Origin of the sequence: Streptomyces sp. NPDC057136, from assembly GCF_042670885.1 — a bacterium.
GTDB lineage: Bacteria > Actinomycetota > Actinomycetes > Streptomycetales > Streptomycetaceae > Streptomyces.
This window is the reverse complement of sequence record NZ_JBHUUV010000009.1, coordinates 197,038-215,886: the sequence shown is the minus strand read 5'-3', so window position 1 is coordinate 215,886 and position 18,849 is coordinate 197,038. Positions and strand designations below refer to the sequence as shown.

At 69.3% G+C, this 18,849-nt stretch carries 18 protein-coding genes and 1 tRNA gene; 6 read left to right on the top strand and 13 right to left on the bottom strand.

Annotated elements, in window-relative coordinates; genetic code table 11:
• Positions 1–3: 3 nt before the first annotated feature.
• The 5 genes from ACFT7S_RS14685 to ACFT7S_RS14665 form a co-directional block, all read right to left on the bottom strand.
• Positions 4–1,938, bottom strand: coding sequence for a copper resistance protein CopC (locus ACFT7S_RS14685; protein WP_382731282.1), 1,935 nt, complete (start codon positions 1,936–1,938; stop codon positions 4–6).
• A gap of 14 nt (positions 1,939–1,952) precedes the next feature.
• Positions 1,953–2,399, bottom strand: coding sequence for a copper chaperone PCu(A)C (locus tag ACFT7S_RS14680; RefSeq protein WP_382731281.1), 447 nt, complete (start codon positions 2,397–2,399; stop codon positions 1,953–1,955).
• A complete protein-coding gene (locus ACFT7S_RS14675; RefSeq protein WP_382731380.1) occupies positions 2,396–3,034 on the bottom strand; it encodes an SCO family protein in 639 nt (212 codons plus the stop codon). The genes ACFT7S_RS14680 and ACFT7S_RS14675 overlap by 4 nt, the downstream gene beginning before the upstream one ends.
• A gap of 63 nt (positions 3,035–3,097) precedes the next feature.
• Entirely contained in the window at positions 3,098–3,847 is a 750-nt protein-coding gene (locus ACFT7S_RS14670; protein WP_382731278.1) for a YcnI family protein, read from the bottom strand.
• A gap of 122 nt (positions 3,848–3,969) precedes the next feature.
• Positions 3,970–4,800 (bottom strand): hypothetical protein, encoded by an 831-nt coding sequence (locus ACFT7S_RS14665; protein WP_382731275.1) that lies wholly within the window; start codon positions 4,798–4,800, stop codon positions 3,970–3,972.
• A 272-nt stretch (positions 4,801–5,072) separates the two neighbouring features.
• Between ACFT7S_RS14665 and ACFT7S_RS14660 the strand changes: the two genes are divergently transcribed.
• Positions 5,073–5,720, top strand: a complete 648-nt coding sequence (locus ACFT7S_RS14660; RefSeq protein WP_382731272.1) for an ATP-binding protein — start codon at positions 5,073–5,075, stop codon at positions 5,718–5,720.
• 48 nt (positions 5,721–5,768) lie between these two features.
• On the opposite strand, the gene ACFT7S_RS14655 is transcribed toward ACFT7S_RS14660, so the two are convergent.
• Together ACFT7S_RS14655 and ACFT7S_RS14650 are read right to left on the bottom strand one after the other, a co-directional pair.
• On the bottom strand, positions 5,769–7,250 hold the full coding sequence (locus ACFT7S_RS14655) for an aminopeptidase P family protein (RefSeq protein WP_382731269.1): 1,482 nt from the start codon (positions 7,248–7,250) through the stop codon (positions 5,769–5,771).
• Between the two features lie 162 nt (positions 7,251–7,412).
• On the bottom strand, positions 7,413–8,897 hold the full coding sequence (locus ACFT7S_RS14650; protein ID WP_382731266.1) for a PP2C family protein-serine/threonine phosphatase: 1,485 nt from the start codon (positions 8,895–8,897) through the stop codon (positions 7,413–7,415).
• A 537-nt stretch (positions 8,898–9,434) separates the two neighbouring features.
• Here ACFT7S_RS14650 and ACFT7S_RS14645 point away from each other — a divergent pair.
• From ACFT7S_RS14645 to ACFT7S_RS14635, 3 genes are all read left to right on the top strand, one after another.
• Entirely contained in the window at positions 9,435–10,118 is a 684-nt protein-coding gene (locus tag ACFT7S_RS14645; protein WP_382731263.1) for a bifunctional DNA primase/polymerase, read from the top strand.
• Positions 10,119–10,338: 220 nt separating this feature from the next.
• Positions 10,339–10,605 carry a hypothetical protein gene (locus ACFT7S_RS14640; protein ID WP_382731260.1) on the top strand — a complete coding sequence of 89 codons (267 nt, stop codon included), beginning with the start codon at positions 10,339–10,341 and terminating at the stop codon, positions 10,603–10,605.
• Positions 10,606–10,763: 158 nt separating this feature from the next.
• On the top strand, positions 10,764–11,051 hold the full coding sequence (locus ACFT7S_RS14635; RefSeq protein ID WP_382731257.1) for a hypothetical protein: 288 nt from the start codon (positions 10,764–10,766) through the stop codon (positions 11,049–11,051).
• Positions 11,052–11,315: 264 nt separating this feature from the next.
• Here ACFT7S_RS14635 and ACFT7S_RS14630 read toward each other — a convergent pair whose 3' ends face one another.
• From ACFT7S_RS14630 to ACFT7S_RS14620, 3 genes are all read right to left on the bottom strand, one after another.
• Entirely contained in the window at positions 11,316–12,281 is a 966-nt protein-coding gene (locus ACFT7S_RS14630) for a DUF5926 family protein (RefSeq protein ID WP_382731254.1), read from the bottom strand.
• A gap of 237 nt (positions 12,282–12,518) precedes the next feature.
• Positions 12,519–13,073 carry an ATP-binding protein gene (locus tag ACFT7S_RS14625; protein ID WP_382731251.1) on the bottom strand — a complete coding sequence of 185 codons (555 nt, stop codon included), beginning with the start codon at positions 13,071–13,073 and terminating at the stop codon, positions 12,519–12,521.
• Between the two features lie 139 nt (positions 13,074–13,212).
• Complete coding sequence (locus tag ACFT7S_RS14620; protein ID WP_382731248.1) at positions 13,213–14,043, bottom strand: glycerophosphodiester phosphodiesterase; 831 nt, start codon at positions 14,041–14,043, stop codon at positions 13,213–13,215.
• A gap of 209 nt (positions 14,044–14,252) precedes the next feature.
• Between ACFT7S_RS14620 and ACFT7S_RS14615 the strand changes: the two genes are divergently transcribed.
• Both ACFT7S_RS14615 and ACFT7S_RS14610 read left to right on the top strand, forming a co-directional pair.
• Positions 14,253–15,764: a S1C family serine protease gene (locus tag ACFT7S_RS14615; protein WP_382731246.1), complete on the top strand. Its 1,512-nt coding sequence runs from the start codon at positions 14,253–14,255 to the stop codon at positions 15,762–15,764.
• Between the two features lie 59 nt (positions 15,765–15,823).
• Positions 15,824–15,913 (top strand) — tRNA-Ser (locus ACFT7S_RS14610).
• A gap of 140 nt (positions 15,914–16,053) precedes the next feature.
• Here ACFT7S_RS14610 and ACFT7S_RS14605 read toward each other — a convergent pair.
• The 3 genes from ACFT7S_RS14605 to ACFT7S_RS14595 all read right to left on the bottom strand — a co-directional run bounded on the left by ACFT7S_RS14605 (position 16,054) and on the right by ACFT7S_RS14595 (position 18,846).
• Positions 16,054–16,785: a DnaB-like helicase N-terminal domain-containing protein gene (locus ACFT7S_RS14605; RefSeq protein ID WP_382731243.1), complete on the bottom strand. Its 732-nt coding sequence runs from the start codon at positions 16,783–16,785 to the stop codon at positions 16,054–16,056.
• A 481-nt stretch (positions 16,786–17,266) separates the two neighbouring features.
• Positions 17,267–18,661, bottom strand: coding sequence for a tyrosine-type recombinase/integrase (locus ACFT7S_RS14600; RefSeq protein ID WP_382731240.1), 1,395 nt, complete (start codon positions 18,659–18,661; stop codon positions 17,267–17,269).
• Positions 18,655–18,846: a helix-turn-helix transcriptional regulator gene (locus ACFT7S_RS14595; RefSeq protein ID WP_382731378.1), complete on the bottom strand. Its 192-nt coding sequence runs from the start codon at positions 18,844–18,846 to the stop codon at positions 18,655–18,657. The genes ACFT7S_RS14600 and ACFT7S_RS14595 overlap by 7 nt, the downstream gene beginning before the upstream one ends.
• Positions 18,847–18,849: the final 3 nt, after the last annotated feature.

Below are 18,849 nucleotides of genomic sequence, written 5' to 3'. Positions count from 1 at the left end.
TGCTCAGCCGATCTTGGCGTTCTTGTCGATGGTCGTCTGGTCGATGTCCGATGTCCGTACGGTCACGGAGATCGTCCAGTCGCCCGCCATCGGGATCTGTATGCCGTCGGCCGTCCAATGGCCGTCGGCGAGGTGGTCGGGGACGACCGGCAGCGGGCCGATGTCCTTGGACTTCAGCGTGAGGGCCACCTTCACCTCGGGTACGTCCAGCGGTTGGCCGTTCGCCCCGTCGACCCAGATGTGCAGCTGGTTGGCGCCGATGCGGCCGGGTTCGATGTCCAGCCGTACGGTTCCCTTGCCGTCCCGGCCGCCGGTGTCGAACGGCATGCTCAGATTGACCGGGGTCCCGGTCGCCGGAACGGTTGCCGCGGCCGTACTGCGGGAGGCTTCCTCCTCCGTACGTCCCGGCTCGGTGGAGGTCAGCACGGTCGTGACCGCGAGGAGGACGACAGCGATGCCGGCCTCCGTGAGTACCGAGCGACGCAGCCCCGAGCGGTCCGGGTCGGCATCACGGACGCGCTTCTTCCTGGTGGCCGTCAGGGCGGCACGCTGACGGGCGAGTTGGGCGGCGCGATCGGGGGCGACGCCCTCAGCACCCGTCCCCGCCGTCACCACGACCGGCTCGCCGTCCTCAGGGCTCTCTGCGTCCTCCGCGACCTCCGCGTCCTCCGCGCTCTCCGTCAGCCGGGAGGTCCAGCGGCGGGAGATCCAGGCGACACCGACGAGCACGGCCACCAGGGCCACCTTGACGAGCAGGAGCTGCCCGTACCGGGTGCCGGTCAGCGCGGACCACGAGCCGACCTGGCGCCAGGACTGGTAGATCCCGGTCGCGGCGAGGACGACCACGCTCACGAACGCCACACTGGAGAAGCGTCGTACGGCGGAGCTCTCGACCGAGGGCGTCCGGTACAGGGCGACCAGCAGCGCGGCGAGGCCGCCCAGCCAGGCGGCGACGGCCAGCAGGTGCAGAACGTCGACCGGCATGGCGATGCCCGGCTGGATGCCCGTGGACGCATGTTCCGCGAGGGCCCAGGTGCCGGCGATACCGGCGGCGACGACCGTGCCGCCGATGGCGAGACCGAAGGTGAGGTCCTTCTGCTCCGTCTCGTCCTCGCGCCTGGCGTACCCGCCGAACAGGACGGCGACGAACAGCGCGGCGGCGCCGAGCAGCAGCAGCCGGGAGACCAGCGCGGCCCCCGGCTTGGTGTCGAGCACGGCCTGCAGACCGTTGAGATCGAAGGCGTCCGAGAGCCTGCCGGAACCGGTGTACGGGTTGCGCAGCACCAGCATGACCAGCGTGGCGGCCGTCAGGGTGATCCAGCCGCGCACGACGAGGCGTTGCAGCGGGCGCTCGCCCGCCCCACGCCGCCAGCAGGCCAGCACAAAGGCCGCGCCACCTGCCAGCACGATGAATCCGGCGTACGCGGCGTAGCGCGCGATGCCGTAGAGCGTGCCGACCAGACCGCCGCCGGCCCCGCCCGAGGGCAGCGCGACGGTGGTTTCCGAGGGGGCGCCGACGGAGAACGTGAAGGCGCCGGAGACCGGGTGGCTGTCCGCGGAGACGGCCTGCCAGGCCACGGTGTAGGTGCCGTCGGGCAGACCCGCGAGGAGCCGGACGCCGTACTGGACGGCGCCGCCGCTCCCCACCTCACGTGGCGCACCGTCGTCCGCCCGCCGTCCGTCGGGGTCGAGGACGCGGATCGAGTCGTCGCCGATGGCGATCTGCTCGGAGAAGGTGAGCGTGACGTCCTCGGGCGCGGTGTCGACGACCGCCCCGGCCTGCGGGTCGCTCCCGGTGAGGGCGGCGTGCGCGGACGCGGGGCTCGCGCCGGCCAGCACCAGACCGAACAACAGGCCGGTCAGGGTGGCGAGGAGCGCGAAGGCGGCGAGCGGCCGGCGTATCGGATGCGGCCCGAAGCGCGGGGCGGTGGCTGTCATGGTGTGTCAGTCCCTCACTGCTTCTTCGGGTTGTGGGTGGTCTCCTTCACGGGAACGTCGACCTTGATGGGGCCGGCCTTCTCGAAGTGCAGCTCCAGGGAGACCTTCTCGCCCTGTCTGGGCCGCTGCTTGAGCTTCATGAACATGATGTGGCTGCCACCGCGTTCAAGATCCAGCTCGCCGCCGGCGGGCACCTCGAAGGAACTGACCATGCGCATGGTCTGGTTCTTCGTCTCGTGGATCGTGACGTTGTCCGAGAGCGGACTGGTCACGGAGGTGAGCCGGTCGGCGGCGTCCCCGCTGTTCCGTACGACGAGGAACCCGGCGGCCATATCGCTGATGGGCTGCGGCATGAAGGCGCCGACCACCTTCAGTTCCGGCTTGCTGTCGGAGGAGCACCCCGCCAGCGTCAGCCCCGTGGTGAGGGTCAGGACGCCGGCGAGGACCGTGCGATGGTTCACGGGGTCGCCCCCGTGATGAGCTTCGGGAGGTCCTTCGTGTAGTCCTCGGACGTGGTGTCCTCGCCGTACAGCACGTACCCCTTGTCGCTCTTCGGGGAGAACGCGATCACCTGGGCGCCGTGCATCGAGACGACAGTGCCGTCCTTCTCCACCTTCGGCGGGTCGATGCCGATGCCGATCTGCCGGGCGCCCGCCTGGATGGTCGGGAAGTCTCCGGTGAGTCCGGTGAAGGCGGGGTCCTGGGCCTTGAGCCAGCTGCCCAGGGACGACGGGGTGTCGCGTTCGGGGTCGGTGGTGACGAAGACGACCTGGAGCTTGTCCTGGTCGGCCTTGGGCAGCGCGCGCTTGGCGAGCGCGATGTTGCTCATGGTCAGCGGGCAGACGTCGGGGCAGTTGGTGTAGCCGAAGTAGATGAGCGTCGGCTTGCCCTTGGTCTCCTCGCGGAGGTCGTACTTCTTGCCGTGGGTGTCCGTGAGGACGAGGTCGGGCTTGGTGAAAGGCTGGTCGAGTACGGTCGCGGCCTTGGTGCTGGTGTCCATGGAGACATCGGCGACGGGCTGCTTGGCCGAGTCGGTGTCGCTGCCGCATGCCGACAGCGTCAGTGCGGCCGCGGCGGCGAGCGCCGCGGCCAGCATCGTCTTCTTGGTGCGCATGGAGAATTGTTTCCTGGTCTGTGGAGCCGGGTGCTGCTTTGGGCGTCAGGCGGTACGGCGGCGTCCCGCGAGTACACCGAACGCGACACCGGCGATGCCGACGACGATGCCGACGACGCCCAGGATCCGGGCGGTGTTGTCGCTGGTGTCGGCCGACGCCGGGGCGGCGGACGCCTTCGTGTCCTCGGCGGCCTTGTCGTCCGTGGCGTGGGCGTGGGCGTTCTTGTCGTCGGCGGCGGCAGCGCCGTGCGCGTCGGCCGAAGCGGCGGTCAGCTTGAGGACAGGGGCCGGGCTCTCGGGCTCTTCGCCGCCTGCGGCGGGCTCCTCGATCCAGCGGACGACTTCCTTGTTGTCGTACGTCTGGAGGGCCTTGAAGACGAGCTGGTCGGCGTCCTCGGGGAGCTGGCCGACCGAGAGCGGGAACTGCTGGAAGTAGCCCGGGGCGATCTCGCTGCCGTCCGAGGTCCAGGTGACCTTCGAGACGGCTTCGGTGATCTTCTTGCCGTGTACGTCGAGGGGCTTGTCCAGTTTGGTCTTGTCGACCTTGATCTTCCAGCCCGGCACCGCCTGCGGGCTGACCGATGACAGCGGGTGCTCGGTCGGGAAGTTCACTTCGAGCTTGACCGTGGAGGCGTCGTCGCGCTCGTTGGGCACCTTGAAGTTGATGGTGGCGTAGCCGCCCTTGGCGGCCTCGCCCTGCGGCTGGACGCTGACGTGCGCGGCGGCGGGGCCGACGAACAGCAGGACGGTGGACGCGGCGATGCCGCCGGCGATGGCGAGACGTGAAACGTTCATGGCAGGGATCTCCACAGGCAGGAGGAATAGGTGGTCCGGCGCGCGGTGCGCGACGGCATCGCGACACCTCTTCCCCCGGTGATCCGGGCCACGCCGGAGTGATCCGGGCGCAGGGTGTCGCGTCAGGCTGCGCGTACGTATACGGCGGGAGGCCCGCGCCTGATCACCATGTGCTGCAACGGGTTCCCGGTGGCGGGCGCAGGTGCGTCCGCAGCGGTACGGGGAAGGAGCGGCCCGGTCGTCCGCCGTCCGGGAAGGCCGGCGAGCAGGGCGCGTACGAGCGAGAGCGCGGCGCGCAGAGCACGCAGCCGGGCGCCGGCCACGAGCTCCTGGGCGCCGTGCACCGAGAGCCGGGTGAGATCGAACAGTGCGACCTCGCCCCGGCGCAGCAGCCAGCCGGTGGCGAGTGCGGCCAGAAGGTGCCCGAGGAGCATGGGCAGGCTCGGCAGCATTCCGGACGATTCCGCGAGTCCGGCGAGGCCGGTCAGTGCGGTCGGGTCGGACGCCGCGGGGTGTGCGTGGCCCTGTGCCAGGGTCGCCGGGTCGATGCCGGCGGTGGTGACGATGCGGTGGGCCTCGGTGGCGTTCAGCCGGGCCGGTCCCTCGCCGCACAGCAGCCCGGCGGCGAAGCGGATGAGCGCGTCGCTGTCCGTCCCGGCCGCGGAGGCCGTCGCGGTGTTCGCGCCGTGGCTGCCGAGTCCGAACAGGATGTGCAGAGCGAGCTGTCCGCCGGTGAGTGCGGCGGCGATCGACAGGAGTGAACGCTCGCGCCCGGCGAGCGGCACCACGACCGCGAAGAGCCCGAGGAAACCGGCGAGCAGGGTCCACCACGGGACGACCGCGCACGAGGCGAGCGCGTGGCCGGCCGCGGACAGCACGACGCAGACCGCGGTGAACACCGCGGCCCTCATGAGCCGCAGACCGGCTCCGGCGCGTGCGACGGGCATAGACATGGCCGGGTCATCATCGCACTGCGTGTATGGCCCGCGTCAGGCAGGTCCGGAAGGTCGGTTTCTTGCGTCATCGGTGACTGTTGTGCCTGTTCGGGTGGGCTGGGGAGTGCCTGTTCGGGTGGGCTGGGGCGCCGAGTCCAGGGGCGGCCCTAGCCGGTATACGGAACATTCGCATCCGCCGAATGAGTGCTATCACAGCCGATCCGTGCTTACGAAGGGCACTGCGCGGCAATACGTATGGGTATGTCGAGCCGCAGCCAGGAGGCTGGAGCATGAGCATGTGGTGGTCACTCCATTTGCGGCGCGAAGCTGCGAGCGTTCCGCTCGCCCGTCGTTTTCTTCTCGGCACCATGGAAACCGCAGGCGTCGATCCGGACATCTCGTACGACCTGTCGGTCGCGCTCACCGAAGCCTGTGCGAATGCCGTGGAGCACGGCGGGGAACGCTGGGACGCCACTGATGCCGAGGGTGCCGGTGATATGTCCGGGCCACGTCCTCCGGGGGACCGGCCCTCCGCTACGGCCTCCGGGCAGTATCGGGTCACCGCTTATCTGGACGGCGAGAAATGCCGTATCGAAGTCGCCGATTCGGGGCCCGGTTTCCCCACCCGGCGCGCGCTTCGCACCGCCGCACACCCGTCCGCCGACCGTCCGGCCGGCCGGCCGCCCGCTGCCGCGCAGCGGCCACCGGCCCACCGGGAAGTGGTCTGCCCGGCCGTGGACCACCCGGCGGCCCAGCCGGCCGCCGTGCATACGTCCGCCGGGCAGCCCCCCGTCATGGCGGAGAGCGGGCGAGGGCTCGGTCTGATCGAGCAGCTCGCCGATCACGTCCAGTTCGCCAACCGGCCGGGCCGGGGCGCGGTCGTGAGCTTCGACAAGGTCCTGAAATGGCGGGAGGGCGCGCTGCTCATGGTGTCCTGAGCAGCGCGCCCTCCGGCGCGGGGTAGGACGGTCCGTCGCCCTGCGGGGTCAGCTCTTGAGCTGAGCCATCCATGCCTCGACCTCGTCGGACCGGCGCGGCAGCTGGTCGGACAGGTTCCGGTTGCCGTCCTCGGTGACGAGGATGTCGTCCTCGATCCGGACGCCGATGCCGCGGTACTCCTCGGGCACGGTCAGGTCGTCGGCCTGGAAGTACAGACCGGGCTCGACCGTGAGGCACACGCCGGGCTCCAGGACGCCGTTGACGTACGCCTCGGTGCGGGCGGCGGCGCAGTCGTGGACGTCCATGCCGAGCATGTGACCGGTGCCGTGCAGGGTCCAGCGGCGCTGGAGGCCGAGCTCCAGGACCTTGTCCACGGCCAGATCGCCGAGCAGGCCCCACTCGACCAGCTTCTCGGCGAGCACGCGCTGCGCGGCGTCGTGGAAGTCGCGGTAGTCGGCGCCGGGCTTGACGGCCGCGATGCCCGCTTCCTGGGCCTCGTACACCGCGTCGTAGATCTTCCGCTGGAGCGGCGTGAACGTGCCGCTGATGGGAAGGGTGCGCGTCACATCGGCGGTGTAGAGGTCATTGGTCTCCACACCCGCGTCGAGCAGCAGCAGTTCGCCGGAGCGGACGGCGCCGTCGTTGCGTACCCAGTGCAGGGTGGTGGCGTGCGGGCCTGCGGCGCAGATCGAGCCGTAGCCGATGTCGTTGCCTTCGATACGGGCGCGCAGGAAGAAGGTGCCCTCGATGTAGCGCTCGCTCGTCGCCTCGGCCTTGTCGAGGACCTTCACGACGTCCTCGAAGCCGCGGGCAGTGATCTCGCAGGCCTTCTGCAGCTCAGCGATCTCGAAGGCGTCCTTCACGAGACGGGCCTCGGAGAGCTGGACGCGCAGTTCCTCGTCGCGCTCCGCAGTGACCTTGTCGGTCAGGGCGGTCTCGATGCCGGCGTCGTGCCCGCGGACGTTGCGCACCGGTCCGGTGGCCTCGGTCAGCGCGGCCGGGAGCTCACGGACGTCCTTCGCCGGTATGCCCAGCACCTGCTCGGCCTCGGCGAGCGAGTGGCGGCGGCCGACCCACAGCTCGCCCTGGCCGTTGAGCCAGAACTCGCCGTTCTCACGGTCGGAACGGGGCAGGAGGTAGACCGTCGCCTCGTGCCCGGCCTCGTCCCCGGAGCCCTTCGGCTCCAGGACCAGGACGCTGTCGTGGGTCTGGTCACCGGTGAGGTACGCGTACTCGGTGGAGGCGCGGAAGGCGTACTCGGTGTCGTTCGAACGGGTCTTGAGGTTCCCCGAGGGAATGACCAGGCGCTCGCCGGGGAAGCGCGCGGAGAGCGCGGCGCGGCGGGCAGCGGTGTACTCGGCCTGGGCGATCGGCTCCAGGCCATGCAGCTCGGTGTCGGCCCAGCCGGACTTCATGTTCTCGGCGAGCTCATCGGAAATGGCCGGGTACAGGCCGTTCTTCCGCTGCTTGATCGGCTCTGCTTCTTCGGTCTCCGGCTCCGGGTTCTCCGGGATGAGCTCCTCAGACACGATTTGTCTCTCCTTGATACGACACTGGACCACTCCCCATCGTACGGGCGTACGGAAGGGGGTCCAGGGCCGAAAGACCACTTACACCCACGGCGCGGCACCCACCGGGCCGTCATCGGTCCCGGCGCCCGGTCGCAGTCGCAGTACCGGTCGCGGCAGCAGTCAGTCGAAGTGGGCAGCCAGGATCACGACGTCCTCGGTGCCGTCGCCCTGGTCCAGGCCCTCCGGCAGCATCGCCCGCAGCACATGGTCGGCGATCGCTCCCGGGTCATGGCGCGCGGCCTTCGGTACGCAGGCTGCCGCCGAGTGCAGCCGGGCGAACGCCCGGTCCATCGCGTCGCCGGTGCGTCGCAGCAGCCCGTCGGTGTAGAGGAGCACGGTCTCGCCGGGTTCGGGGGTGAACTCCACGCTCGGTGCCTCCCAGCAGGCGAGCATCCCCAGGGGTGCCGACAGGGTGGTCTCCACGAACTCGGTGCGGCGCTCGCCGATCACGAGGGGCGGGCTGTGTCCGGCGCCGGCCAGCACGATCTTGCGGCGGGCGGGTTCGCAGTAGGCGAAGAGCGCGGTCGCGGCCCTGGCCGGTTCGGTCAGCCGCAGCAGCAGTTCCAGATCGGAGAGTACGGCGACGGGGTCCTCGCCCTCCATCACGGCGTACGCCCGCAGGCTCGCCCGCAGCCGGCCCATGGTGGCGAGCGCGCGGAGGCCCGAGCCGCCGACCGACCCGACGGCGAGGCCGAGCGCGCTGTCCGGCAGCGGGAGCGCGTCGTACCAGTCCCCGCCGCCCTGGGGCGCGGGCCTGTGGCGGGCGGCGAGTTGTACGCCGGGGATCCGGGGCAGCCTGCTGGGCAGCAGTTCCTCGGCGAGGGTCGCCACGTCGGCGCGGGCGCGTTCGAGTTCCAGCAGCCTGGCCAGGTGCTCCGTGGCGTACCGGACGTAGAGGCCGATGAGATGGCGCTGGCGTTCCAGCGGTTCGGCGGGTTCGTCGTAGAGCCAGACGGCCGCCCCGAGCCGGCCCGCCGCCTCGGTGGCGAGCGGCAGGGCGTAGCTCGCGGCGTAGCCGAGCCGGGCGGCGACCTCGCGGTGACGCGGGTCGAGAGTCTCGTCGCCGAGCAGATCGGGGTTGGTCAGCGGCCCTTGGGCGTCCGGCAGTCCGTCGAGGATGCGGCCGTACGAGGTGGCGCTGCGCGGCACGGTCTCGATGGTTCCGAGCTCCGCGTGCGCGAGTCCCAGGCCGATCGTGGTGGACGGGCCGCCCGCGGCCGGTTCGAGGACGAGAAGCCCCCGGCGGGCGCCGACGAGGGCGGCTCCGGCGTCCAGCAGCTCGCGGAGGGCGTGGTCGAGCGTATGCGTTCTGGCCAGGCGCTCGGTGAGTTCGTGCAGGGTCGTGAGGTCGGACACCCAGGACGCCAGACGGTCCTGGAGGAAGGCTCCTGGGGCCGCCGGGACGCCGGTCAGAGGCGTGGAAGTGTGCGTTGAAACAGGAACCATGGGATCGATTCCAGCCACTTTCGGCAAGTGAGGGGCGCTCATGGCAGCCAGCTTTCCGACCGGTGCGATTCGTCGAATAGCATCGCAAACCCCCATGTCATTCTGCGCCGCTATCAATGCATCCACATGTACACGCACAAGTAAGGCGATGTCCAGCATTGTCCCCACGGGATTTGTGGTGTCTGTGTGACAGTTAAGTTGGCTAAAAAATGCACCTATGACAGTTATTTGCGGTCGACTGGGTGCGCTCGACAGGCGGTGCCCTCGGGGTGAAGTGCCCGGGGGAGCGTCATCCGGGGCATGCTGGGTACGTAATCGGTGATGACCAGGGGCAGTTGTGTCGCCCTGGAACCTGGCAGCGGGCCCGGACGTCTTTATCGACGACGGCCGCGCCCCCACCCCCGAGTGGCGGGGCTTGCACCAGGGAACGGTCGGCGTGCAGCGCGCGCCGCCCCCGCCATGTTTTGGCTGGACTCGGCTCAGCTCGGCTCGGTTCAACTCGGCTCGGTTCGGTTCGACTCAGCTCCATTTCTGCACGGTTCCACTCTGCTCGGCTCGGCTCACGCTCGGTACCGACGGCTTGCCCGTACCGCAGATCTGATGAGCATGTACGCACAGTGAAGAGACGCACGCGTGGTGTAACGCACACGTGGTGTGATGTGGACCTCGGCGTTCAACGGAAAGGAACGAGCGCTCATGCGCGAGATCCTCGGAAGGCGACGCAGGCTCCGGCTCCGGCGCAAGGGACGGCCCGCACAGCTCGATGCGGCGCTGACCTGTGCCACCGCATGGCAGTGGCCCGTGCTGCCCGGAGCAGGGCTGGCGACAGCAGGCACGCGCAGTGACCGCGGCCGTGGCTGCGCCTGCCCCGACCCCGAGTGCGCCGTGCCCGGCGCACACCCCTTCGATCCCGGCCTCCTGGCCGCGACCACGGACGAACGCATGGTGCGGTGGTGGTGGACCAACCGGCCCGCCGCCCCGGTCGTGCTGGCCACCGGCGGCAGTGCGCCCTGCGCGCTCAGCCTGCCCGCAGTGGCGGGCGCCAGAGCGCTGACCGCGCTCGACGCGATGGGTATGCGCATCGGTCCGGTGGTGGCGACGCCGACGCGGTGGTCGCTGCTGGTGGCTCCGTACACCCTGGAACGGCTCGGTGAACTGCTCCACGCCAAGGACTGGGTGCCCAGCTCCCTGCGTTTCCACGGTGAGGGCGGCTACCTCATCCTGCCGCCGTCGGAGATCGGTGCGGGACAGGTCCGCTGGGAGCGTGCGCCGCAGTCCCGGTCGGCCGCGCCCTGGCTCCCCGACGTGGAGGCCGTGCTGGACGCGCTGGTTGAGGCGAGCACCGGTGCTCCGGACGGCGGCAGCCGGCTCGCGTACTGACGGGCCGGCTGGAGTCCGGCCGACGGCCTGTCGGCAGGCAGGTGGAGGCCGGACGCGGTGGCGGACGGGCGGCACACGACGGCGGTCGGCTCACTCGTACGGGTGTGAGCCGACCCGAGTTCTGCGGTGGATGGGAACGAGGCGCCCCGGCCGCCCGTATTCCGTCGATATCGTCGGCGCACCGTCAGAAATTCCCGCCCAGTCGGCAGGTGAGGTCACGATGGATCTCCCCTTGGTCGGTCTCTCGGCGGCGGTGCTGTTCACCGTTCTGCTTCCACTGGCCGCTTCCGCCGTGACGTCGGGTGCGCCTGAATCCGTATTGTCCGACGCGAAATCCGGTGTCTCGCTACTTTCTGATGGTCTTTCCGCAGAACACGGCGCAGAACACGCGCAGAACACGGTGCAGAACACGGCGGAGAACATGCCGGAGAACGCGGCGGAGAAATGTCCGAAGAGCGTCCGGCGGATAGCTCTGCGGACGGCCTGACCGAGGGCGCGGACAGGATTTCGCCGGAAAAGATTTCTCCACCCGGACTTCTGTCCGAAAGTGGGCGGCCCGCCGGGGTCGGTGGAGCCGACGCGCCCGCCACCCGGTGCGGTCCCGAGCTCACGTCCCCGGAAGGCGTCGAGGCGCAGACCTGTGTCATGACGGAGGGGCGCTACGTCTGGGCGCGCACGTACTATCGCAACACGGCCGGTGAGCAACTGCGGTCGTTACTCGCGCTGATGGGGCCCGGCGGACAGGCCGTGGAACTGCACTGCGAGGTGGAGGCGCACGACGAGCCGGGTGTCTGCGAGACGCCGCGCGGACCTGCGCACGGAGCGGCGGGCGCTTATACGGCGGTGGCGGAGTACGCGTCGGGCGGGACGGCGGAGGAGGCTCCGCTGCTCCTGCGGACCGGCAGCAACCCGGCTTCTCCGACAACGGATTGACGGTCCCGGCCGATTGGCTGCCGGGGTGGTCCGCCGGTGCTGCGACGCGTGTCGGGCCGGTGTCCGGGGCCCGGTCGTCCGGGCCCGGAAATGAGGATGCCCGGTCGCTGGCGACGGGGGATGCACCAGCGACCGGGCTTCCAGAACGGTAACAAGAGATCTGCCGTTCGCAAATTCGATCTCGCCTATTCGGACAACGATTTACTCGCGAGTACGGTCAGCTGTGACGCGGGTCACCGAGCCGCCCCGCGGGCCTCGTCACTGTCAGCTGAGCGTCACCTGGCGGTTGGTGAGCCCGCCGCGCGCGCGGCGCTCCTCAGGGGTGAGCGGGGCATCCGAAGCGAGTGCCTCCGCGAGCCGCTCGGCGATCTCCGCGGCAGGCTTCTCGCACTCCTCGGCACCCATCGTGCGCGGCAGGTCCCACACGGGGACCATCAGCCCGTGGGCCCGGAACGACCCGACCAGACGCGTTCCCTCGCCGAGCGAGGACGTCCCGGCCGCGTGCAGCCGGGCGAGCGCGTCGAGGAGCTGCTCCTCGGGGTGCGGCATGACCCAGCGCAGGTGGTTCTTCTCCGGGGTCTCGCACCAGTACGCGGCGTCCACACCGGAGAGCAGCGTGGTCGGGATCGCGGCGTCGTTGGCACGCTCCAGGGAGGCGGACACCTCGGCCGTGGCGTTCTCCGCGTCCGGGACCCAGAACTCGAAGCCGGAGTGGACGACCGGCTCGAACGGGGCGCCGGGGTCGAGCACGTCCTGGAGGCGCGGGCCGTCGGCCGGTACGCGCCGGGCGGCGACGGGCGTACCCGGCTCCGCCTCCAGTGCCCGCTGCAAGGTGTCCGCGAGGTCGCGGCTCAGGTCGCCCGACGAGGTGTCGTTCTGCAGGGCGAGCAGTACGGAACCGTCGTCGCGGCGCAGCGCGGGCCACGCCATGGGCAGCACGGTCGCGAGCGTCACGGACGGCACGCCCTCGGGCAGTCCGCCCTGCAGCGTCAGCTCGACGGTGGCGGCGGGCACCAGCTCGCGCAGGGCGACCCAGTCGCATTCGCCGGAAAGCCCCTCGAAGGGGCGCTGGACCAGTTCGGTCACGGCCTGGGCGGCGGCGCGTCCGTGACACGCCTTGTAGCGGCGGCCCGAACCGCACGGGCAGGGCTCGCGGGCCCCGACGACCGGGATCTCGCCATCCTTGAGCTGCTGCTTCCCGGCCTTGGTCTGAGGGCGCTTCTTGGCCATGGTGGGCATTCTCCCGATTGCGACAGTGCGGTCTCGGCCGCGAGCCTAGCCGCCTGCGCCGCTGCCCGGGCACACATGCCGTCACGGTCCCGTACGTGCCCCTCACGGCCGGGCCGATGCGCGACGCATTTCGTGCCGCCGATCCGCGATGTGTTCCGTGCCGGCGACCGCGGCCGGGCGAGTGCGGCCGCAGGGCCCCGTTGCCCCGTCCGCTCGTCGGCCCACGTCGTCGAAGTGTCAGCCCACGTCGTCGAAGCCGAGCCCGTCGAGTCCGCCCAGTCCGTCGAGGCCGTTGAGCCCATGAAGCCCATCCGGCCCGTCGGGGCCGCGTCCGGTACGGCCGGCTGCCCCGTTCTCCTGGGCGACCTGGGCCCAGACGGTGACTTCACCGGAGGAGTTGTCGCGTACGCCCCACTCCCGGGCGAGGGCGTTGATGATGTTGAGCCCGCGACCGCCCCGTGCGGTCACCGACGGGGTGGACGGGACCGGCCGGGTCGGCCCGCCGCCGTCCGTCACTTCGACGGTCAGTCCACCCGTTCTGTCGACGCGCCAAGCGGCGCGGACATCGCCGTCACCCACCTCGGTGTGCTGCCCCAGCGGCCTGCCGTGGCGGCAGGCGTTGCTGAGAAGTTCGGAAAGGATCAGAACTGCATCGTCGACGACCGCGTCCGCGACCCCGTTGCTGCGCAGTTGCTCGCGCATACGGTGCCGCGCCTGCCCCACGCCCGCAGGGCCATGGGGTACGGCCATGCTCGACGACGTGGGCACTTCTTGTGCCACCACCAACGCCACCCCCGGACCTCCTTCGCCCCACGCCACGGATTGGATGCCCCAATGGACTGGACCGGAAACCGGCCAAAGGTCTGCCAGTGACGCACTCGTAACGATCGGATACGGAATGAATGCGCCGGTGTACTCCCCGTAACGGATGTTAAGGGCGACCCAGTTGGGACAGAACCTGCTTTGGGCGATTCGTGATGATTGCCTCGACTCCGAGGCGTGCGCAGAGCTCCACGTCCGCCGGTTCGTTCACCGTCCAGACGTGCACACGGTGGCCGGCGGCGTGCAAGCGGTCGATGTAGCCGGGGTGACTGCGTACGATCCGCATCCCCGGACCGGCGATCCGGGCACCCGCGGGAAGCCGCCCGTCGCGGAGCCGCGGGGTGACGAACTGCATGAGGTAGACGGTCGGCAGCGTGGGTGCGGCGGCCTGGACGCGGTGCAGTGAGCGTGCCGAGAAGCTCATGATGCGTACCGGCGAGGGGCCGTCGGCCGGCGGATCGTCCAGTCCGAAGCGCTTGAGCAGGTGCAGCAGCCGCTCCTCGACCTGCCCCGCCCAGCGGGTGGGGTGCTTGGTCTCGATGGCCAGCTGAAGGGGCCGCCCGGCTGCCCGCGTCTCGGTGACCAGCTCGAGGAGGCGCTCCAGCGTGAGTACGGAGGTGAGTTCGCCCGGCGCCGGGTCCCAGTCCGGGGACTCCTCGCGGTCCTTCCAGGAACCGAAGTCGAGCGCGGCGAGGGCGGAGAGTTCCAGAGTGGAGACGGCACCGCGGCCGTTGGACGTGCGGTTCACCCGGCGGTCGTGGACACAGACGAGATGTCCGTCCGCGGTGAGCCGTACATCGCACTCCAGGGCGTCGGCGCCGTCCTCGATCGCCTTGCGGTAGGCGGCCAGCGTGTGCTCGGGTGCGTCGTCCGAGGCCCCGCGGTGGGCGATGACCTGGATGGGGGTGCGGATGGTGGTGTGCTGCCGTGCGTCGGTCACCGCGTCATCGTGTCACCGGTCGGCGGCGGGCGCGCGCACCTTATAAGGGGAGACGTAAGGGGAGACCGTTTTGCCTGATGTAAAGATTGGTGTGCGAATGCACAGGTCCTGCTTACAGTGGCCTGACGTGCTGTGGGAAAAGCTGACCGCAGACACGTGCACAGCGGATCTCTTGCCGAAGACCGAGTGGAACCGAGGAGTAAAGAGCTGTGAGCACCGAGAACGAGGGCAACGAGGGCACTGCGGTTCCGGCCGTACCGCCTGTTCCGTCCACACCTCCAGTGCCGCCGGCCGCTGCTCCCGAGGGCATGCCCCCGTCCGCGGCGGCGCCGGCCCCGGCCGTTCCCGCTGAAGCACCGACGGTCCCTGTCCCTGTCCCTGCCCCTGTCGCTGACGCGGCTGCTGAGAACCAGCCGCACGAAGCTCCCCAGCAGCCCTACCAGCCGGCGCAGCAGCCGTCGCATCAGCCGGCGTATCAGGAACCCGCGGCGGCGGGCGGCTGGCCGCCTCCTCCTCCCGCGATTCCCTCCTACGCCGGAGGCGGCGGCGATTCGGGAACGGCCTGGGGTGCTCCGGCGCCCGCGGCCACCGAGCCCCCGCGCAAGCGGCGTGCGAGCGGTCTGGTCGCCGCTGTGGCCGTGGCGGCGCTCGTCGCCGGCGGGGTCGGCGGGGCCCTCGGCTACTGGGTGGCCGACCGGAACGACACGGACTCCGGCACCGGATCGACCACGATCGCGGCTTCGAACAGTCCCAAGGACTTCAAGCGTGCCGAGGGCACGGTCGCGGGCGTCGCGGCGAAGGCTCTGCCCAGCGTTGTCACGATCGACGCCCAGAGCGGTGACGGCGAGGGCGGTTCCGGCACCGGCTTCGTGTACGACAAGGAGGGCCACATCCTCACGAACAACCACGTGGTGGCCTCCGCGGCGGACAACGGCCAGCTGACGGCGACGTTCTCCAACGGCAAGAAGTACCCCGCCGAGGTCGTCGGCCGTGCCCAGGGCTACGACGTGGCCGTGCTGAAGCTGAAGAACGCGCCGGATGGCCTCACCCCGCTGGCTCTCGGCAACTCGGACCAGGTCGCGGTCGGCGATTCGACCATCGCGATCGGTGCACCGTTCGGCCTGTCCAACACGGTCACCACGGGCATCATCAGCGCCAAGAACCGCCCGGTCGCCTCCGGTGACGGTTCCAGCAGCAAGAACTCGTACATGAGCGCCCTGCAGACCGACGCCTCGATCAACCCGGGCAACTCCGGTGGCCCGCTGCTCGACGCGGGCGGCGCGGTCATCGGCATCAACTCGGCCATCCAGTCGACCAGCGGCGGCGGCCAGTCCCAGGCGGGCTCGATCGGTCTCGGCTTCGCCATCCCGGTCAACCAGGCGAAGAACGTCGCCGAGCAGCTGATCAAGACCGGCAAGCCGGTCTACCCGGTGATCGGCGCGACGGTCGCCATGGACGAGACGACGGGCGGCGCGGTCATCTCGGAGGAGGGCGCGGGCGGCAGCCCGGCGGTTTCCCCGGGCGGCCCCGCGGCCAAGGCCGGCCTCAAGGGCGGCGACGTGATCACGAAGTTCAACGACACCGTGATCGAGAGCGGCCCGACCCTGATCGGCGAAATCTGGACCCACAAGCCGGGCGACAAGGTCACGCTGACCTACAAGCGCGACGGCAAGACGGCAACGGCCGAACTCACCCTGGGCGAGCGCGAGGGCGACAGCTGACCGGCTAGGCTGTCCTTCGCGTCGAGGCGGGCCCGGGGCCCGCCGGCTCGACGACGCGGGGTGGGTTGCCCGAGCGGCCTAAGGGAACGGTCTTGAAAACCGTCGTGGCAGCGATGTCACCGTGGGTTCAAATCCCACACCCACCGCCAGCTCAGAGTATGTGCAGGTCAGAAGGGGCATCCCGAATCAGGGGTGCCCCTTCTGCATACGCCCTGTCTCACCCTGATCCGCCGGTGTCACGTCGTTGACCAGCGTGTGTGGACCATGAGTGGACCGGATTGCTGTGCGGCTAGTCCGCCGTGCCGGAGACGCGCTCGAACGCTCTGCGCACGCGTTTCGCATCCGAGTCGGGTGCGACAACGGAAGCAAGTAGCTCTCGACGTGCTTGGGAGGCAGCACGCATCTTGCGTGCGTTCATGACAGCGAAGTCGTGAAGGCTCATCCCTGCCTCATGCGCCCCCTTGATCGAGACCTTCACGCACTCGAAGAGATAGTCCTCGCCGCCGCAGAGTTCGAGCTGACCGCGTCGATCAAGCTCTGCTGCTACGTCTGGGACGCTCACAGGCTTTCCAGCCTTGGAAAGGTCGATGATCGCGTCGTAGATCAGCCTGTTTGGGTTGAGGACTACGCCCGGGCGGAAGGTCGACGGCACCACGCCTGATGCGACTGCACGTAGCGTCGTTGCTGCAGGCGCCGAAGTTTCAGCGCCCGGTGGGGAACTCACATCCTCGTCGTGGGCGCTGTCCCACATTCTCTTGAAACGGTTGATCTCGGCCTCAGCTTCAAGGCGCGGGCGAGCCTGACGAGCCAACTGCTCGACGACCACATCGACTACACCCCACGAAGGCAGGCAGGGCTTTATGAAAGCGTGATGGATCTTGGTGTGGCTCACAACCTTGCCAACGGCCAGGTAGAGCTGGCGAGACGAGGGGTATCCCGCCTTGCCGTGCAACGTGTGGAGTTCGCGGTTGAAGGTCCGAAGAGAACCTTCAGGAAGGTTCGGGATGAGCCACTGCGGCACTCACAGCTCCTGTCTTTCAGACCCACGGCGCTACCCATGGTCTCACCGAGTGTCATGGCTTGTCAGGAACTGTAAGAGATCACAGCGGGTTCGTCAGGAGTTGCCAATCAGGGCAGGGGGCTACCGAGGCTGGTTCCAAGTCACCCACCTTGGAGGGGAAATGAACCAGATCAGTACACGCACTCTTCTGCTCATGCTTGTTGGCGCCTTCACGGCCTACTTGGTGCTGCATAAGCCGGCCCTTGGTGCAGCACTGGGGGTGAGTGTCGTCGTCGTTGCTCTGCTGCATGAGCTCTTGGATAAGTAGTCCCGTGGGTAAGGGACTTGGCGAAAACCTTGGCGGGCTCCATCCGCGATTCAAGCGTGGTTGGAGCTGGCCAGGTCCTGTGAGAGCAGCGCAAGAGCCTGGCCGCATCACGAAGGCGCCGCCTTGCCGGGAATGGGCAAAGCGGCGCCGTAGGCACTGCGGTGACAGGTTCGGTTACTCCATGTCTGCTGCGTCGAGAGCCTGCTCGATCTGCTGGTTGGAACGTTGCTGGTTACGGTGGATGGCCTTGGCGTAGAACCGGAAGAGAACAGCGATGCTGTGACCCGCCCGGCGGGCGACCTCGGCCGGGGAGACCCCCGATTCCAGCCACAGGGAGACGCCCGCGTGGCGCAGGGAGTAGGGCACGTCAGCGAGCGGCGAGGCAGATTCGGCTTCGGTGAGTGCTGAGCGGCGAGCGGCCTTCCATACCTCTCCGTACTCCTTGGACAGCAGGTGGCCACCACGTGCCGCACGGAACAGGCGGCCGTCCTCCGCCGCGCCGAGCTGTTTGATGTGCTCGCTCACCAGACGCACAAGGACAGGCGGGATCGGAACCGTGCGAGTGGCCTTACGCGCCCGCTTCTTCAAGCCGCGTGAGTCGTAGGACTCTCCACTGTCCGTCCAGCCGGAGCCGACCCGAGGGGTGCTGCTGGACAACACGAGCTCACCCCAACCCTCTTCCGGCAAGAGGAAGTCCGTGGCCTTGAGGTTGGTGGCCTCAGCCGGGCGGGTAGCGGCGTAATAGAGGCAGCCGAAGAAGGCTTTCAGATGCTGTCCCCGTTCACCCTGCAAGCCGACAGCGTCGATCAGCTTCTTAGCCATCTGAGGGCCGGGGACGAACCGGAAGTCGATTTCGTCGTCCGTCTCCGGGGCGCTCCAATCCACCTTGCCCAGTGGAAGCACCGTCAACAGTTCGCGTTCCACTGCGTACCGCAGGGAGTTGCTGAAGACGGTGAGCTTCCGCTTCACCGTGTTGTCCGCAGCGGCCTTGCCGTCCAGGCGCAGCCTCAAGGCGTCGAGCGAGGACCTTAGAACCGCTGGGATACTGAGGTCAGTGATGTCCACCGACTTCCGACCGATCCAGTCGAGCGCCGCCACGATGTCCGCCGGGGCTTCCTCGACGTCGATACGGGGACGCAACTCTCCCTCTTCGCTGACCACGAACCGGAATACCCAGGAGTAGAGGGCCGCACGTAGTACCCCGGCGGCCGGGGCCCCACGGTCGTCCTTGACGAGTCGGACGGTCACCGTCGCAAGCGCATCAGCAATACTCGCGCGGTGCTTTGCCGAGGCGGTAGGCCACTTCATCGCCGCGTACACGCAGGCATGGGCGTACCAGGTGGGGGACCGAGCCGCCTGCACCTCCGAGGCGGGCAGACCCGTGGCCAAGTCGAACTGCTCACGGTTGCGCAGAGCTGTCAGCAATTCCGAGCGTCGCCCATCGGCCTGTGCCTTGATCTTGTAGCTCTTGGAGAAGGGCTGGGCACCGACGCGCCAGCGGAGTTGGTAGGCCGCCGCACGGTTCGCCCGCTTGCGGATTCCCCAGACCTGAACGTCGAAGGTCAGCACGGGGCAACCTCGCAATTGGCGAACCAGGCATCGAGGTCAGAGCGGCGTATGCGGATCTGACCGTTGGGGAGCTTCATGCACTGCGGAGCCTTGCCCCGAGCCCGCATCCGGTAGAACGCCGCCCGAGACAACCTGATCTCGGCCAGCACTTCAAGGAGGGTGAGCGTCTGATTTCGGGGAGCCATCGT

Bases quoted from the DNA above. Each gene is read 5' to 3' on its own strand.
- ACFT7S_RS14630 (WP_382731254.1), bottom strand. From the start codon at position 12,281: ATGGCCAAGAAGCGCCCTCAGACCAAGGCCGGGAAGCAGCAGCTCAAG.
- ACFT7S_RS14670 (WP_382731278.1), bottom strand. From the start codon at position 3,847: ATGAACGTTTCACGTCTCGCCATCGCCGGCGGCATCGCCGCGTCCACC.
- ACFT7S_RS14635 (WP_382731257.1), top strand. From the start codon at position 10,764: ATGACGGAGGGGCGCTACGTCTGGGCGCGCACGTACTATCGCAACACG.
- ACFT7S_RS14640 (WP_382731260.1), top strand. From the start codon at position 10,339: ATGGATCTCCCCTTGGTCGGTCTCTCGGCGGCGGTGCTGTTCACCGTT.
- ACFT7S_RS14650 (WP_382731266.1), bottom strand. From the start codon at position 8,897: ATGCTGGACATCGCCTTACTTGTGCGTGTACATGTGGATGCATTGATA.
- ACFT7S_RS14685 (WP_382731282.1), bottom strand. From the start codon at position 1,938: ATGACAGCCACCGCCCCGCGCTTCGGGCCGCATCCGATACGCCGGCCG.
- ACFT7S_RS14595 (WP_382731378.1), bottom strand. From the start codon at position 18,846: ATGGCTCCCCGAAATCAGACGCTCACCCTCCTTGAAGTGCTGGCCGAG.
- ACFT7S_RS14645 (WP_382731263.1), top strand. From the start codon at position 9,435: ATGCGCGAGATCCTCGGAAGGCGACGCAGGCTCCGGCTCCGGCGCAAG.
- ACFT7S_RS14660 (WP_382731272.1), top strand. From the start codon at position 5,073: ATGAGCATGTGGTGGTCACTCCATTTGCGGCGCGAAGCTGCGAGCGTT.
- ACFT7S_RS14675 (WP_382731380.1), bottom strand. From the start codon at position 3,034: ATGCTGGCCGCGGCGCTCGCCGCCGCGGCCGCACTGACGCTGTCGGCA.
- ACFT7S_RS14665 (WP_382731275.1), bottom strand. From the start codon at position 4,800: ATGTCTATGCCCGTCGCACGCGCCGGAGCCGGTCTGCGGCTCATGAGG.